Raw genomic sequence first — 16,378 nt, 5'->3', positions numbered from 1 at the left:
CCTTTAAGTTAAGCAGCAAGTTTCATAGTCGGTTGAGAACCTGCATGTTTTCGCTGCGCCGGATAAATCGGCTTTACAGACTGCGCAGAAAGAAGAGTTGGAATGAAGCGGATGATTAGTTCCGGTTTTTGTGCGTGGATGGCTTCAACGAGCACTTCATATAACTCCGTTTTTTCTCCCTTCGTATCGTCCTTCTGTTCTTTCAGCGATTTCAATCGGTTTCGCGTGCGAAAAATTGCAGATTTGACAGCTCCCTCTGATGAGGAGAAGAGGTTGGCAATGTCTGATAGACTGTACTGAAACACTTCCTTTAAAACAAACATAACAGTTTGACTCGGAGTCAAATGGGAAAGCATTGCTTTTACCAATGAATCCAATTCAGGAAGATAAGTAAACGGGTCATAAGATGGTTCAGCGCTCAACTTGACTTCTCCCTTTTTTGTGCGTAGTTGATCCACCCACTGATTTCTGGCTACTTTGTACAATAAAGAAAGGCTGATGTCATTCTCTTTACAATCTTCCTTTACATATTTCTTATAAACTTTGGCTATCGCCTCTTGGGCCAAATCTTCCCCATCCCAGCGACTTCCTGTTAAATAACAACAATAGCGCTTTAATGCAGAATAATGTTCCATTATATAAGATGAATGTGGCTGTACAGCATCCATACTTGACGTCCGGCCATTTCCAAGCTTGGTTTTCACTATCATCACTCCTTTAGAGCTCTCTATAAAAGGAACGCAAAAACGACGTAAAAAGTTACGGGCAGGAAACACTTTTTTGTTAAGTTAAAAAAGGTTAGTAATGATGTTTAGCAAGATCACTGATTTAAAGGGATTTGTTATAAAGAGCGGTTGTTTTGTGGTTTGAGATGATTGAAAAAGGACAACGTGTAACGCTGCCCTTTTTATTGTTCTTTTTTAATTTTTAACATAGAATGAGCATTTGCCTGAAATTTAGATGACACTTTCATTTCTTCAACTATGTATCCTTTGTCTTTTTTAAATCCATGTTAACATGAAATATTGAAAACGATAACCTAAGAAAGAACGAGAGGATACCTCTCGTTCTTTGTTAACGGTTGATTCGCGCATAGGCAATGATGCCTTCGTCATCATCCAACTTTAGTTCCAACCCCGCGCCAAATGGATCTATACCGAATTGTGTATCGAGCCAAAGACGAAGAGCTTCTATAATATTGGCTGTAATCAGCACTTGTTTGCGCCCATGAACATAGGATTCAGCTGAGAAACCGTAATCGTCATCATACATGAGTTCGATTTCTACTTCCTGAGGTTCTACTTGCTTTTTATTCGCAATGTATAAACAAAGGGCATTTACAATATCCTGTTCTGAAATTTTTAGCCTCTCCATGGATTCATTTCCTCTTCTTTACGTTTCTTTTTAAAGTGGACAAAGATTTTACGAATGATGGAAATCAACAAGGCGATGGCCATGATATTAATAAATAGACCAATAATGCTGCCTAAGATGCCAAGGTTGCCTAAAAGGCTGCCAAGCAGCAATCCTGCAAGTCCACCGAATAGAAGACCTTTCATGATGCCTCCTTTTCTTGACTTCGTTACAGTACTTTTAGATGGAGTGGTGGATTTTTTATTGAAAAAGTTCGTTTGTGTGTCTTTCTTAGGCGTACTTGTTGATGCGCCGCTGTTGTTTAAATTAAATGATCTCTTACCTGATTTATATGATTTGGCACTTACTACAGTTGCCTCATCATGAAACACGGCTCCGCCAACAGGTGTAAACGCAATGGCTGCTGCCATAACTGCTGTCATTAATTTTTTGATCACTTTCATTTTCCCCCTTAAAATAAGCTGTATCATCTAATGTATTCAGGTATGATGCTAGAATCTGATCTTCTTCTAGTATATACGTATCTTCCTATTAAGAGGTTTCAAAAATTTTAAAAAAAGTTTTCTTGATCAATATTCCAAACATTGAATCAACAAACAAAGAAGCACGCCATTTACGGCATGCTTTTGTTAATCACTTTATATTCCGGAATGAGTTCTGATAACGGAACAATTTTTGCTTCGTGCTCGTAGACCGGAATGTATTGTCTTAATACGTTAACGACTTTTGGCCCCGTTATGCCGACATGGCCGATGGCAATCATTTGTTGATCATCTTTTAGTTTTCTCGCTAAAATGTTGGCTTGTTTGACGATATGCTGGGTCGTGTAGATATCATCAAAAAACAGTTCATTTTCTAAATAAGGAATGTTCAGCTCTTTCGCTAATTTGGGAATGACGCTTTTTCCCGTTGTTTTGCTATCAAGATAAAAAAGGCCTCTTTCTTTGCATACTTCCAGCACGATGCGCATCACCCGTTCATCTGCGGTGGCTTTTGAGCCCATATGATGATTCATGCCAACAGCATGCGGAATCGCATCAATTGCAGCCTCCACTCTTTTGCGAATCTCCTGGTTGCTTAAATCTGTCGTAATCGCACCTGGGCCGAGCCAGCTCTTCTTCCCTTTCATCGGTTCCATTGGCAAATGAACAATCACTTCATGTCCATATTGATGAGCTCGTTTGGCATCTTCCACGGTTGTTTCAAGGAACGGCATGATGGCAATGGTCAATGTGGCGGGAAGTTTTAACATCTCATCTGTCCCTTGCATATTGTTGCCAAAATCATCAATGACAATGGCTAGTTCCTTTTGAGGAATGGAAGTTTGAGAAGGCTTTTCTCCATAAACGGAAGTTGTGAATATAATCATGAGAAGAACGAAAGCCGAGATTGTTTTCAAATCACTCACTCCTTTTTCTTATCATGTCCATTTTTGCTAGAGGGAATCATCCCGGCGCTTGAAAGCTCTCACGCCCTCGCCTGCGCGATGAAAATGGCGGTCTGAAAACGTAAAAAACATGCTTCCAGGCGTCCTCTTACCACCATTTGAATCCATCTTCCTGCAGCAATTTGTGAGAAACTTTCGGTCCTCTTGATCCTGCCGGATATTCATATAATGACAGGCCTTCTTGAAAAGCATCCAAGATTGGCTGAACAAACTTCCAGGCTGCTTCTACTTCTCCCCAACGGGCAAAGAAAGTGTCATTTCCTTTAAATGCATCAAAAAGCAAGCGTTCATATGCCTCTTGCACATCTTTAGATGCCTCTTTGAAATCGAGCTCCACTTGTTCTGTTTTTTCATCCTCAACTAAATCTTTACTATTAATTCGGAATGAAACGGTATTGGATGGACTGATTTGGATTTCCAATAAATTCGGTGGCAGCCCTTCATTCTTTTGATTCGATGATCTATTTATTGGTTGTTTGAACTCCACGACAATTTTCGTCATCTTTTTGTTCATGCGCTTACCTGTTCGAATATAAAAGGGAACCCCTGACCAGCGGGGATTATCGATATATAAACGGGCAGCGATAAATGTTTCGGTTTGGGAAAGAGGATCAATGCCCGGTTCTTGCCTATAAGCGATTACGCGATGACCATCCGTTTCGCCTTGTCCGTATTGTCCCCGAATGATGTGTTTGGCTGTATTGTCCCGATGAATGGGTCTTAATGATGTCAAGACGTCTTTTTTCTTCTCATGAACTCTTTCGTCTGTTTCTCCATTTGGGGGCTCCATTGCGACCAACATCAAGATCTGCAGTAAATGATTTTGAAACATATCACGAAGAGCACCTGATTTCTCGTAATAATCCGCTCTTCCTTCCACTCCTACTAATTCACTGGCCGTAATTTGAACATTCACGATATGATGATGGTTCCATAGAGGTTCAAATATCGAATTGGCAAACCTTAATGTTTGAAGGTTTTGGACCAATTCCAGCAACTTGCGGTAATCTGTCTTGTTGCGGGCATCAAGGGCACAATAATGAAACATATCAAGAAAATCGTCAAAGTTCGGATCCAGCTCGTCCACTTGTTTTGAAAAGGTTTCTAAGGAGTCATGAATATCGGCACGAAACTCTTCATCTGTTTTCTCCCCTTTTGCCGACCCGATGATCGCTACAGAGGAAGGGAGTTTTTGCTCAAGAAATAACTGATACAACGCAGGAAAGATTTTTCTTCTAGCTAAGTCTCCTGTTGCTCCAAAAAGAACAAAAGTCATCGATTCCATTACATCTCCTCCAATGAAAAGAAAGTGTCTGCTTTAAAATGTTCATTATGGTCAAGTAAATGACTATTATGCTTTCATAAAATCTTTTTAGGACAAAGCTCTCTCGGTGATGAGCGGATTTAGAGCTTTTGTTTCGTCTATGTAGATAAAAGCATCATATCGATCCGACATTTTTGAAGGAACATAGTTCCCAAGATATTCATATTCAGGATGATAGACGACTCCGATGGCGCGATGTCCGATTGGTTGACTAAATAAGGCTCTATTTTTCTGATTGAAAAGTAAGATCTTATTGAAGGCCCCTGTTTGATGCATCAAATCTTCCCAACTTCCCTTTTCAGCTGAAGGCACCGGCATCTTTTCGATTGCCTCTCCCCATTTTCTCGCCGCAATGACGGTTCCTCTATGGGTACCAAATCCAAGAGAAAATACATTTTTATGACCCGCTCTTTCACGCAAAATTTGACCTACATTTACCAATCCTTCATCAACCATATCTGTTGCTCTTGCGTCTCCAATATGGGTATTATGTTCCCAAACGATGGCTTTCGCATCATCCCCGTAATACGATACAATTTGCTCCAGGGCACTGACCATATGATGGTCACGGATATTCCAATCATCCGGTCTGCCCTGTACCATCGCTCTGTAATATCGTTCGGCATTCACTGTCACCAGTCCGTTAATCTCAAGGTTTAAAGCGGTCTCATGTTCATCTTGGTATGTCAGGCGATTTTGACGGATTTTGATCAATAGTCGCATCACTTCATCGACGCAATCTTCCCCGTAAAAGGCAGCATGGATGCCGTAGTTTTCAGGTCTGCGATCATGTGCCTCAAAACAAGAAAAAGCTTTTTTCGCCGTTTCGATATCCTTTGATCCCTTTTTCTCAAGTTGGTGGATGACTTCCTCCATGGATTCCCAAAGACTATAGACATCTATTCCATAAAACCCTGCCTTTTTTTTTGATGATTGATTGTATTTTTGAATCCATTGTATAAAGGATAAGATTTCTTCATTTGCCCACATCCATGTAGGCCAGCGGTCGAAATCCTTTAAAGCATCTAATGGAGACATCCTATCGTATCCCTTTACATAGCGGTTTACAGTAAAACTGGAAGGCCAGTCTCCTTCTACAGCTACAAAGGAAAAGTCTTTCTTTTCAATTAATTTCTTGGAGAGCTCTGCCCTTACTGTATAAAATTCGGATGTACCATGGGAAGCTTCCCCCAGCAAAACATATTTTGCCTCTCCAATAGCTTCTACGATTGCATCTAAATCGTCATAATGATCAAATCGGATAGCCTGTTCTTCAATTGCCTGGACCATCGTTTGGTAATCGGACATTTTTTCACCTTCCATCCCATTTTTCTTATGATTTCCTTGAAACCACCAGAAAAGAAATGGAAAATTTATCATGATATGATTCATCTTAACCGGAGTTCCAGGAGGCCTGACTGTAAGGGGTAAACTCATTTTTTAACAAGACTGGCTCATAAATTCCTTCTATACGTACTATAAAGAGAATCATTACATTACTGCTTAGTGATTCCTAAAGAATCCAAGTTTAAAAAGGAGGAATAAGCGTGAGTGCTCCGGTTGCAGGTGCAGCTACAGGTTTCGGTTACGGTGGAGGCTTTGCTTTATTAGTAGTGTTATTTATCTTATTAATCATCATTGGTGCTAGCTGCTATGGCGGCTGCGGTTGCGGCTACGGTTACGGATATGGTTTTTATTAATAATGATTAAAAGAGGCTGTCCCATAAGTCTCTAATCAATGGCAAAAGTTGATCTTTACTGAAAGGACCCGTCACGGAATTCTTTGAATTTGCAGGATTTTCATGACGGGTCCCTTTCAGGAGGATGACTCAAAAGGTATGACAATAATATAATTATGTAAACATATCTGTTTACGGATTCTTTCATACGCTTAAAGAGGAAATTGATGGACATGCTTTCTAGACTATAGGATAATTGTGTGACTCTTGTTTGATTTTGATTTTTAGTTTTAATTGTTTATTTAGCACACAGTTCAATCGCCTCATAAATAGTTTTTGTTTGGGTTTGTTCAAATGTGCGAATAAAGCCACACCAAACAAAAAACAGCGCGATAGTAATCGCGCTGTTTTTTGTCATGATTTGGGAAAAGCAAAAAAAGGATCTTTTCCAATCGTTTTTAATCCACTTTTATTTTTGGTAATCCACGTACTTCTGCTTTCATATCGCTGCCACAGATTGGACATGATAAATCCGGTGTAGAAAATTCCTCTCTCATCCAGCCGTTGCATGTATCGGATTCGCATGCATATACATTTGTATCTTCAATTATGTTAACAATCTCTTCTTTCCCCTTCTTAGCAAAGTACATGAGCAAAACTCCTTTTTTCTTAGTATGCACAGCTATTCTTTTTTTATCCCGTTCTAACGACACAGTCCCCAGCCGAGTGAAGTTCCCTTTATTATAAATTGGATGTCTCAAGATGTACCTTTTCTAGTGTGTCACCCGATTTTTTTGTTTCTCTCTTTTGATCATATATAAGCCAAACAGCAATGCAAGCAAATGAAGAAAATCCCCGAATTGAATTGATATATAAAAATGATTGTTTACATTAACATCTTCCAAACTTCTCATCTATATACTTTTCGTTTTTATTTCTGAAAATCCTTTAATAGATATGGCTAAATGGCAAAGAAAAGCCTTTCTATTCAATCTTCTAGTAACTCAGCAAAAAAATGTTACAAAGGAAAAAGGCTCTGTATTGTTTTTGTAACTTAATTAATACTCCCCTGTAATCGCTTTGTCTTTTTAGGTTGCTAGAATGGGAAACAGAAATCGAGAAAACATAGAAACGAAGGGGAGAATACATATGAAAAAATTAGCACTAACAATGGGAACAGCAGCTATGCTGTCAGCGGGATTTTCAGGACAAGCATTTGCAGATACGCATCAAGTTAAAAAAGGCGACACATTATGGGGGATTGCACAGGAACATAACACGACCGTCGATCAATTAAAAGACTGGAATAAATTAAATTCTGATTTGATATATCCTAAACAAGTCTTAACCGTTTCTCCAGAAGAAACGACTTATATTGTCAAAAAGGGAGATACTTTATTTAAAATCTCTCAAGCTCATGGAGTGTCTGTCAAAGACTTAATGAACGTGAATGGGCTTTCTTCCGACTTAATCCATCCTGGTGATTCATTAACCATTAAAACCGGCGGAAATGCAATCGCGCCGGCTAAGCAAGAAATCGATGCCGCGACAAGCGTGCCGGCGCCAGCCCCGCAACCGGCTGCTCCTGCAGCAAGCCAGCAACCAGCACAGGAGCCTGCCGGTAAAGAGATGACGGTAACGGCTACAGCTTATACAGCCAATTGTGAGGGTTGCTCAGGTATCACGGCAACAGGTGTGAACCTAAAAGAAAATCCATCATCAAAAGTCATTGCTGTTGACCCATCTGTCATTCCATTGGGTTCAAAAGTGTATGTGGAAGGCTATGGTTATGCGACAGCTGCTGATACGGGATCAGCGATTAAAGGAAACAAAATTGACGTTTTCTTACCTTCTCAGGACCAAGCAGTTCAATGGGGAGTTAAAACAGTGAACGTCAAGGTAGTTGAATAATCATGAAAAAGGGTTACTTCTTTAGGAGGCAACCTTTTTTCATCATTTTAACAGCATCCTAACTGAGAATTTGATTTCTTCTTCCTGCGTTTTATGATATGATGGTATTATAAATATAATGATACTAAAAAGACCGCAGTTGCTGCCAACAATTGTGGTCCCCGCCGTCGTTTCTTTCGGGAATCGGCCATATAGTGTGAAAAATAGACCTCTTCCTTCGAATTTAGCGGTTCAAGAGAGGTCTATTTTTTATGCCCTATCCAAATCTTTATTTCAATCTCAACGAATGCATTCTTTCCAAATCGTCTCTCATTTTTTCCTGATCATACCCTAACAGCTCACAGTAAGCTAAAATGCTCCCTTGCATTCTGGCAAAATTGACTTCTGCATCATTTGTTTTAATACATAATGAGTAGCATCTAAGAAGCTCTCTCAGCTTCCTTTCTACCATATCCCTGCTTATATTTTGATCGATTAAAATCAATCTCTTATTTTCCTCAATGGTATCTTTCAATAAAAATTTAAAGTGAATCTCATCTTTTGCTTTTTCCAAGCAATTGATGGCTGCTTTACTGAATTCAATATCATCGATATGATAAAAATGGGAATATTGCTTATATAGCTCTCTTGCCGCATTTAAAGAGTAATTTGTAACATTTGGCATATTACCTCCAAATTCACTCAAATATTTTTTGAGCGGCAATGGCAGCATGTATTGATTTAAATCCACGGTTCCTTCTCCCCCTATGTCAAACTCCTTCTCCTCTATCATATTAAAAAATAGCGGTCAGATGGTTTTACTTTGTGGTTACATTTCCATGACAATCTGTAATGGAAAAAAGGAAAAAGGACCGGGGTCATTTGGCATAATAACAAACATAAACGTATCAGTTAAAAAGAGAAAAGACCGCAGTTGCTGCCAACAACTGCGGCCATACAATAGTCGTTCCTTTCGGGAATCGGCCATATAGTGTGAAAAATAGACCTCTTCCTTCGAATTTAGCGGTTCAAGGGAGGTCTATTTTTTATGGTTAAACATCAGTATGGCAATGATGAGTGTGGCAAATGAAATCATTAATGTTAGTGCTTCGTATACTGACATAGGCATCACCCCCTTTCTTTGAGGGGCTAGCCGACCACCCTTGAGAAACGAACTATTGAATACTATCATTATAGCACATTTCGGTCAGAAAAATAAGAACATACATTCCATTTTTGAGATTGGTAGATAGGACCTAAAGAGAATTTGTAAAAATTGGACGAAAAATCGAAATCAGACTTTAAGCAAACAAAAACAGAGCCTCGTAGGAAAGCCCTGTTTAACTCCATGATCGTTATAGCATTTGTTCAATCCTTTTTCAACATGATATAGTAAGTAAATCCTAAGCAGACAACACCTGTTCCGAACAACGAGTATTTGAGAATATCCAATAGTTCCATTTGATCAAACCTCCAGGATTATTTATTGGTAGTTTTTCACAAATGAACCGTTTCATGCATTTCGCTTTTTTACGACTAGTATACCTCCAAGTTCAGCTGTCTTTCCATGCTCTCATCAGACATAAGCAAGAAGTCTGTATGAACATAATCGGATTTAAACAACTCTTTTAGATTGCCGTAGCTCACAATGGGCATCTTGATGAGCCGGTCATTTAAATCGTAAACATAAATGATGAAATATCGTTGTAAAAACGTTAAAAACTCATCGATTTCCACGCCGGAATTTTCTATATAACGGCTATCATATTCAATAAACCCCACTCCTGTTCGACAGTTTTGAAACAAGGTCTCCATCCCTTTTAAAACGAATGCCTCAAAACCTTCCACGTCGACTTTAAACAAAAGGTGGTGAGACTGTAATGATTCCTTTTCAAAAAGTGAATCGATCGTAATCGTCGGCACGATGCTTTCTTCAATCATGTTATGTGAAGGCATATAGGAAGCAGAAGATGTTCCAGACCAATGTGTGTCGATATAAAACAATTGGTCCTCTTTTTCTTGATCAGACGCAAACGCATGGACTATATGAATTTGTGATTTATTCGGGTGTTCTTCCCTCGATTTCACGATATACTCAAGCAAATATTGATTTGCTTCAATCCCATATACTTTTGTTTCGAAATGATAATTTGCCGAAAAAAGACATTCACCGTAATTGACACCGACATCGATGACTAAAGATGGCTCATAAAGCTCAACGGCTTTTCTCCAAAATTCCGTCAACCTTTCTTGGGTCACTCCCTCTTTAATCAATAAAGCCCGGCCCCTGTTCTCGCTTGGATTAATATAAAGGATGTTTGAGGAAGGTAGTTTAATAAAGTTAGGAAGTTTGTGGATGTTCAATGTTTTATACTTTAAAAAGATACCTGTATCAATTAAAAACTTCCATACTTTCGGATATTTTTCCCACATTCTCATTAACAGCGATTTACGAATCAGTGCTTTGGAGACCATGTTTATATGTTCCTTTCCCTTTATGTAATGATGGCTCATGAACGATATATATGTAGATGTGTCCTTTCCCTTTCCTACATGTTTCTTGCTGCAAAAGATAAATCCCTTCCCTAATCCATATGCTTAACAATTCTTTAACACCCCTTTAATGATCGCTTAACAATTTATATGATGTAACCGATTATTACAATATCAATCCTCAATATGGAAGTCTGGAAGATTTTCGTAAACTGATGAAAGAAGCCGATAAGCGGAATGTGACATTTATTATGGACCTTGTTGTCAACCATACGAGCAGCGAACATCCCTGGTTTTTGGAAGCGCTTAAAGATAAAAACAGTAAATACCGCGATTATTATATCTGGGCAAATGAACATACCGATCTTAATGAAAAAGGCTCATGGGGACAGCAAGTATGGCATAAAGCTTCAAACGGAGAATACTTTTATAGTACTTTCTGGGAAGGAATGCCGGATTTAAACTATGACAATCCGGAAGTACGCAAAGAGATCATCAACATCGGAAAGTTTTGGCTCAAACAAGGTGTCGATGGTTTTCGCCTTGATGCCGCGATGCATATTTACAAAGGTCAAACAGAAGAAGGTGCCAAGAAAAATTATGAATGGTGGAATGAATTCCGTACAGCGATGAAGGAGACAAATCCAAACGCTTATTTAGTCGGTGAAGTGTGGGATCAGCCTCAAACAGTAGCACCTTACTATAAATATTTAGATTCCCTGTTTAACTTCGATTTGGCAGGTAAAATCGTCAACTCCGTCAAAAATGAGAAAGATGAAGGAGTAGCGAATTTAAAGGTTTCACATAAAGATAAGGTGATTTTCTCTACGGAAAAAGGAGCAGTGAAAGTAAAATCAACTTTAGCCATCCCTGCTTACACTACGGTTTTATTAAAATAAGTTCAGGTAACCCTAAACAAAAGAGCCCTGCCTTTTGGCAAGAGCTCTTTTGTTTAATAAGATGGTTCCCCCGTCACTTATTCTCCGATTAACTTTTTCTCAAAGCAGCCCACTTGATTTTTTCCAAGCGGCTTTGTGGTGTAATGCTCAAAACCGAGCCGCTCCCAAAACACGCGCGCTCTCGGATTTTGTTGCAAAACACCTAAGCGCAATGCGGATATCCCTTGATCTAGCATCTGTTGTTCAAACATTAGATAAGCCTGTGTTCCATATCCATAGCCGTGATAATCACTATGAATCATGAAAGAACCGATCCATGGATAACCATCTTTCGGATTTTTCAGCATATAGTCAATGAAACCGATATATGTATCATCCGCTTTAATAAACAAACTGATCGTTTCTTCGTTCATGTACTCTTTACGCGTCACTTCCATGGTGCGTGTTTCCTCACCATTTTCCAAACGGTTATATTCCATGTTGGAGTTTAATAGCTCATGGGCAATATATAATGTTTCTTCTGTTATCGGCTCAAATGAAATCACGCGATTCTTCCTTTCCTTTTTACTTCCTAATGGTTATTATAAAACATTAGGATAGGTTCCCGGTAGAAGGTATATCCATTTTCAGACCATTCCATCTGTTTTTTAGCTTAACTCTGTTATCATTTTATATTGAACTATCAAATGAAAAAGTAATTTATCATTAATTATGTGATTGCTAGAGAAGTAAATAGGGTGTATATTTATAAAAATAAGTCATTTTAACCAATTTATATAACTGTTTTCTCTTATCAAACATTTACTATTTCTTCAGTTAGTGAGGTATGTGAAACATGAAACACGTATTAAATCCCCAGGTCCAACAAATCGAAATTTCCGGCATTCGTCAGTTTGCGGAAAAAATCAATTCTTATCCCGATGTCATTTCTCTTACAATTGGTCAACCGGATTTCCCGACACCGAACCATATTAAGGAAGCGGGAAAGCTCGCCATCGATCAAAACATGACATCGTATGCCCATACAGCTGGATTAATTGAGCTAAGGGAAGCGGCGGCAATCTACTTCTCTTCTAAATATGGTTTGCATTATAGTCCATACAGCGAAATTTTGGTAACAAACGGTGCAACAGAAGCGATTTTTATCGCGCTTAGAACGATTTTAACCGAAGGCGATGAAGTGTTACTGCCGACTCCTGCTTATTCAGGATATGAACCGGTTATCACATTGTGCGGCGGTAAAACGGTTTGTGTGGATACAACCGATACTGCATTTAAATTGACGAAAGAGCAAGTATTAAAGCACCTTACTCCACGCACAAAAGCGGTCATTCTCGGCTACCCTTCCAATCCGACAGGAGCCATTATGTCCAAAGGGGAACTCGAAGACTTAAGCATGGTATTAAGAGACTTAGATATTTACGTCATTACAGATGAAATTTATAGTGAACTTGTTTATGGACAACTACACGCATCCATTGCCACCATCGATGGAATGAGGGAAAAAACGATCGTGATTAACGGTTTATCTAAGTCCCATGCGATGACCGGCTGGCGAATCGGCTTTACTCTCGCTCCTGAGCATTTAACGAAAGAAATGATGAAAGTTCATCAATATGCGAATACGAGTATCAATACGATCGCCCAAGTGGCGGCTGTTTCTGCTTTAACAGCCGGTAAAGACGATGCTCTTTTCATGAAACAAGAATATCAGGCACGCCGTGATTACTTGTGCAGTGAACTAACTGCGCTTGGATTTGAGCTGTTTGTACCCGAGGGCGCTTTTTATATTTTCCCGTCCATCAAAAATTTCCATCACGATTCATACGAATTTAGTGTTCAATTATTGGAGCAAGCAGGCATTGGTGTGCTTCCGAGTACGGTCTTCACGAACGGTGGAAATGAACATATTCGCATTTCATATGCCTACTCAATGGAAAAACTAGAAGAAGCGATAAAACGATTGAAAACGTTTCTTAGTACGTACGAGAAGCCTGTAAACCTGGTATCCGTGTCCTAAGGAAAAAGACAGCTCCCCCCATTAGGAGGGTACTGAAAAAGGGGGTGACTCAAAAGGAGAAAAATCGCCCCTTTTGAGTCACCCCACGCAAAATGGACCGTTATATAAATCCATTAATACCAAGGGTTTTGATTGACGGTCCATTTTGCATAAAACATAAAACCCATCATTTTTTTGAACTTATGGGTCAGCCTCTTTTATAATGTTGACCTTATCTAAAAATGTACAAGCCCCTGCCACATGAGGCAGGGGCTTGCTCGATTTAATTTTACCATTCTCTTTGTGTTCGTCACGATGGCGGTTAGAAGCGATTGGATGGCCATACCGAATAGCCAGCCCCACATATTTAGCCCTGTCTAGCCCTTGAGCCTGTTTCATCTCCCCATTCTTTGCCTCAATTTCATATCGAATTCTCTTTCGTTCTTGGAACTCGGGTGTCTGTTGATTCTTATTCGTATTGTTTCACTTCCGACCATGAAACCAAAGAACGGTTTCATGGTCAGACGCTCCAACGCCTCTCAAGAGTGTACAGTCGCCTCCGCTTTTCTTGTTGTCTAGCTCCGGCTCCTAATCTTTCGGTCGTTTCACTTCTGACCATGAAACCAAAGAACGGTTTCCTGGTCAGACGCCCAACGCCTCTCAAGATTGTACAGTCGCCTCCGCTTTTCTTCATTACATCGCTTTTTTTAGGAGCTTTCCTTGTTTCCAATACGTTTGAAGGGTTGAGCGATTTGCTAAAAATACCCCTGTCAAAATGAAAAAAGCCCCGATTCCTATCACTGGATTGATGGGTTCGTCTAAAAATAAATAGCCTGCAATTACAGCAATTAGCGGTGACACATAAAGCCATGTAGATGGAAATACCGGATTGGTTTTGGAGATGAGCCAATAATATAATCCGTGCCCTCCGATGGACCCGATAAAAATCAAATAGAGAATCGGCCACTGCACATCCCATGAAGCCAAGACAGCGGGATTTGGCCTCTCCATAAATATGGAAAAAATAAGCAGCATGAACCCGCCGTAAAACATTTGAATTCCATTTATTAAAAATGGTGACACATCCGGCAGATCTGATAAAATCTCCTTTGAAAGGATGGAACCCATTCCATAAAACAGCTCTCCCCCCAATATAACAAGACAAGCAATTCCCCATAAATAAGAAAGCTCCTGGTGAAAGCCCGGCAATGAAATACAACTCACTCCTACAAGAGCCATCATAAGAGCGATAAATTGTTCTCCTTTAATTTTTGTTTTGCTTCTCTTTACTTGAAGCAATAAAATCATCATTGGGCCGGTAGCAGAAAGAACGGCTGCCAATCCGGAGGTGATATGCTGCTCTGCCCAATATAAAGTTGAGAAAGTCATGAATGTAAGACAAAAGCCGGCATACATGATTCTCTTGGATAAAAGGTAAGATACAATGCGCTCACGTTTCAAGGCAAAGTAAGCCATAACAATAATTCCCGCTGAAAAGAACCGGACACCTGCTGAAAAAAGAGGCGGCGTTCCTGCATCGATCCCCATTTTGATGGTTAAAAATGTGGTGCCAAAAATTATACAGATGAGAACATAGTTGACAATGACCATTTCATTTCCCCCTTATAGCTGATGAGATGAGTATAGAGGAAACGATGTATAACAGTACATCACACCATATAACAGTTCCATAAGAATTTAGTTGATTATAAACCCGTTTTCCGTTTAACTTAAACTAAAAAAGAAATTCGGGTGAGATGATGAAGTTTTTGTTACATCGGCAATCTAGTACACCGCTCTATCAGCAAATTTTTACTTACATTGTCCAACAAATTCAAAACGGAATGCTAAAAGACGGTGAACAACTCCCTTCCCTGCGAGCATTGGCTGATGATTTAAATGTAAGTGTATTGACTGCACGCAAAGCGTATAAATGGCTGGAAACAAAAGGATATGTATTCATACAGCCTGGCAAAGGAGTCTATGTAAGGGGCAAAAAATCGATATCAGTCCAAATAGAACGGCCTTACGAGTGGCAGCGATCTTTATCAACCAATGTCGTGAGGTCCCAATATTTAATCAATCGAAAAAAGCAATATTATGATTTTTCACAGGCGGTTGTTTATCCGCGTCTTCTACCCACTCAGTTCTTGGCAGATGAAATGCAAAAAATATTGGATAAAAACAAAATGATATTGGCCACATATGGATCCGTTCAAGGTGACGAAGAACTTCGATTGGAAATGGCAAAATACTTAAGAGATCATCAAGGATTGAATACCCATCCTTCTAATCTTTTGATCACAAGCGGTGTCCAGCAAGGAATCGATCTGGTCGCTCAAACCTTATTAAAACCCGGGGATACAGTTGTCGTGGAAAGCCCTTGCTACGGGGCGGCAATCGATGTGTTTGTCAATAAAGGAATAAACCTGATTTCAATTGAGCTCGATGAACAGGGAATTCGATCTGATGCATTGGAAGAGGTTTGTCAAAAAAAGAAACCCAAATTGATATATGTGAATCCTTCCTTTCATAATCCTACCGGTACTTTGATGAGCGAACAAAGACGGCAGGAACTCGTTGAACTAGCTGAACTTTATGGTTTTTTCATTATAGAAGATGACTCGTTTGGAGAGATTTATTTTGATCACGTGTTCCCTCCTCATCCGATTAAATATTTTGACCGAAATGGATATGTGATTTATTTAAAAGGATTCAGTAAAACGATGGCACCCGGCGTTCGCGTTGCTGCCTTGCTCGCTGAAGGACCTGTTTTCGATTGGCTGTATGGGGTGAAAGCTTCGATGGATATTGGAAGCCCCCTTCTTACCCAGAAGGCCATTCTTCCCTTTTTACGTACGGAAAGGATGAAAAACCATTTGGAGAAACTCCGGATCGCATTGCAAATTCGCCGTGACACAGCTGTGGACATTATGTCTTCTTTAACCGGCATGGTCGAACTTCGAGTTCCAAAAGGCAGTCTTAATCTATGGATTTCCCTTCCTGATTCTGTTCATCCGCTTAGACTGCTCGAAAAAGCAAATGAAGCGTCCATTTCATTTTTGCCGGGTTCATCTTGTTTTGTCCATGAGCCGAAACATCACCATATTCGTATTAGTTACTCCCTGTTAAGTGATCGAGATTTAACGATTGGCCTGCAAAAGCTTTGCGAAGTGATTTTCGACTTTGGAGATTAAGAGTTATTCAATTAAATCCAAAAAGGGTAGCCGTAAAATGCTTACCCTTTTCTTTTGTTCTCATTATGTAAGTCTT

The 16,378-nt window shown here is 39.6% G+C and carries 17 protein-coding genes and 1 pseudogene; 5 read left to right on the top strand and 13 right to left on the bottom strand.

What is annotated here, in order from left to right:
• Positions 1 to 8 precede the first annotated feature (8 nt).
• The 6 genes from ACFOU2_RS21270 to ACFOU2_RS21245 all read right to left on the bottom strand — a co-directional run bounded on the left by ACFOU2_RS21270 (position 9) and on the right by ACFOU2_RS21245 (position 5,453).
• Positions 9 to 704, bottom strand: a complete 696-nt coding sequence (locus ACFOU2_RS21270) for a sigma-70 family RNA polymerase sigma factor (protein ID WP_377918288.1) — start codon at positions 702 to 704, stop codon at positions 9 to 11.
• 370 nt (positions 705 to 1,074) lie between these two features.
• Positions 1,075 to 1,374, bottom strand: coding sequence for a YxcD family protein (locus tag ACFOU2_RS21265; protein WP_377918287.1), 300 nt, complete (start codon positions 1,372 to 1,374; stop codon positions 1,075 to 1,077).
• Complete coding sequence (locus ACFOU2_RS21260) at positions 1,362 to 1,811, bottom strand: hypothetical protein (protein ID WP_377918286.1); 450 nt, start codon at positions 1,809 to 1,811, stop codon at positions 1,362 to 1,364. The genes ACFOU2_RS21265 and ACFOU2_RS21260 overlap by 13 nt, the downstream gene beginning before the upstream one ends.
• Positions 1,812 to 1,987: 176 nt before the next feature.
• The gene (locus ACFOU2_RS21255) at positions 1,988 to 2,743 is read right to left on the bottom strand and encodes a divergent polysaccharide deacetylase family protein (RefSeq protein WP_377918694.1); all 756 of its coding nucleotides are present in this window, start codon (positions 2,741 to 2,743) and stop codon (positions 1,988 to 1,990) included.
• Positions 2,744 to 2,909: 166 nt separating this feature from the next.
• A complete protein-coding gene (locus tag ACFOU2_RS21250; RefSeq protein WP_377918285.1) occupies positions 2,910 to 4,106 on the bottom strand; it encodes a hypothetical protein in 1,197 nt (398 codons plus the stop codon).
• Between the two features lie 87 nt (positions 4,107 to 4,193).
• A complete protein-coding gene (locus ACFOU2_RS21245) occupies positions 4,194 to 5,453 on the bottom strand; it encodes an erythromycin esterase family protein (protein WP_377918284.1) in 1,260 nt (419 codons plus the stop codon).
• A 233-nt stretch (positions 5,454 to 5,686) separates the two neighbouring features.
• On the opposite strand from ACFOU2_RS21245, the gene ACFOU2_RS21240 reads away from it, so the two are divergent.
• Positions 5,687 to 5,845 carry a YjcZ family sporulation protein gene (locus ACFOU2_RS21240; RefSeq protein WP_377918693.1) on the top strand — a complete coding sequence of 53 codons (159 nt, stop codon included), beginning with the start codon at positions 5,687 to 5,689 and terminating at the stop codon, positions 5,843 to 5,845.
• A gap of 437 nt (positions 5,846 to 6,282) precedes the next feature.
• On the opposite strand, the gene ACFOU2_RS21235 is transcribed toward ACFOU2_RS21240, so the two are convergent.
• On the bottom strand, positions 6,283 to 6,474 hold the full coding sequence (locus tag ACFOU2_RS21235) for a cold-inducible protein YdjO-related protein (protein WP_377918283.1): 192 nt from the start codon (positions 6,472 to 6,474) through the stop codon (positions 6,283 to 6,285).
• Positions 6,475 to 6,973: 499 nt separating this feature from the next.
• Here ACFOU2_RS21235 and ACFOU2_RS21230 point away from each other — a divergent pair, with 499 nt between their 5' ends.
• Complete coding sequence (locus ACFOU2_RS21230; protein ID WP_377918282.1) at positions 6,974 to 7,735, top strand: 3D domain-containing protein; 762 nt, start codon at positions 6,974 to 6,976, stop codon at positions 7,733 to 7,735.
• Positions 7,736 to 8,003: 268 nt separating this feature from the next.
• On the opposite strand, the gene ACFOU2_RS21225 is transcribed toward ACFOU2_RS21230, so the two are convergent.
• From ACFOU2_RS21225 to ACFOU2_RS21215, 3 genes are all read right to left on the bottom strand, one after another.
• Positions 8,004 to 8,465 carry a hypothetical protein gene (locus tag ACFOU2_RS21225; RefSeq protein WP_377918281.1) on the bottom strand — a complete coding sequence of 154 codons (462 nt, stop codon included), beginning with the start codon at positions 8,463 to 8,465 and terminating at the stop codon, positions 8,004 to 8,006.
• 288 nt (positions 8,466 to 8,753) lie between these two features.
• Positions 8,754 to 8,837 (bottom strand): putative holin-like toxin, encoded by an 84-nt coding sequence (locus ACFOU2_RS21220; RefSeq protein ID WP_377918692.1) that lies wholly within the window; start codon positions 8,835 to 8,837, stop codon positions 8,754 to 8,756.
• Between the two features lie 413 nt (positions 8,838 to 9,250).
• Positions 9,251 to 10,189, bottom strand: a complete 939-nt coding sequence (locus ACFOU2_RS21215; protein ID WP_377918280.1) for an FkbM family methyltransferase — start codon at positions 10,187 to 10,189, stop codon at positions 9,251 to 9,253.
• A gap of 173 nt (positions 10,190 to 10,362) precedes the next feature.
• Here ACFOU2_RS21215 and ACFOU2_RS21210 point away from each other — a divergent pair.
• A pseudogene (locus tag ACFOU2_RS21210) lies at positions 10,363 to 11,106 on the top strand (alpha-amylase family glycosyl hydrolase); the annotation flags it as partial.
• A 77-nt stretch (positions 11,107 to 11,183) separates the two neighbouring features.
• Here the strand turns inward: ACFOU2_RS21210 and ACFOU2_RS21205 are convergent.
• Complete coding sequence (locus ACFOU2_RS21205) at positions 11,184 to 11,651, bottom strand: GNAT family N-acetyltransferase (RefSeq protein ID WP_377918279.1); 468 nt, start codon at positions 11,649 to 11,651, stop codon at positions 11,184 to 11,186.
• Positions 11,652 to 11,941: 290 nt separating this feature from the next.
• Here ACFOU2_RS21205 and ACFOU2_RS21200 point away from each other — a divergent pair, with 290 nt between their 5' ends.
• A complete protein-coding gene (locus ACFOU2_RS21200; RefSeq protein ID WP_377918278.1) occupies positions 11,942 to 13,126 on the top strand; it encodes an aminotransferase class I/II-fold pyridoxal phosphate-dependent enzyme in 1,185 nt (394 codons plus the stop codon).
• Positions 13,127 to 13,306: 180 nt separating this feature from the next.
• Here ACFOU2_RS21200 and ACFOU2_RS21195 read toward each other — a convergent pair whose 3' ends face one another.
• A complete protein-coding gene (locus tag ACFOU2_RS21195; protein ID WP_377918277.1) occupies positions 13,307 to 13,504 on the bottom strand; it encodes a hypothetical protein in 198 nt (65 codons plus the stop codon).
• A gap of 294 nt (positions 13,505 to 13,798) precedes the next feature.
• A complete protein-coding gene (locus ACFOU2_RS21190; protein WP_377918276.1) occupies positions 13,799 to 14,716 on the bottom strand; it encodes a DMT family transporter in 918 nt (305 codons plus the stop codon).
• A 149-nt stretch (positions 14,717 to 14,865) separates the two neighbouring features.
• On the opposite strand from ACFOU2_RS21190, the gene pdxR reads away from it, so the two are divergent.
• Entirely contained in the window at positions 14,866 to 16,302 is a 1,437-nt protein-coding gene (pdxR, locus tag ACFOU2_RS21185; RefSeq protein ID WP_377918275.1) for a MocR-like pyridoxine biosynthesis transcription factor PdxR, read from the top strand.
• Positions 16,303 to 16,378 lie beyond the last annotated feature (76 nt).

This window comes from Bacillus songklensis (assembly GCF_042649685.1).
GTDB classification, from domain to species: domain Bacteria; phylum Bacillota; class Bacilli; order Bacillales; family Bacillaceae_H; genus Bacillus_BA; species Bacillus_BA songklensis.
This window is presented reverse-complemented; position numbering and strand designations above follow the sequence as displayed.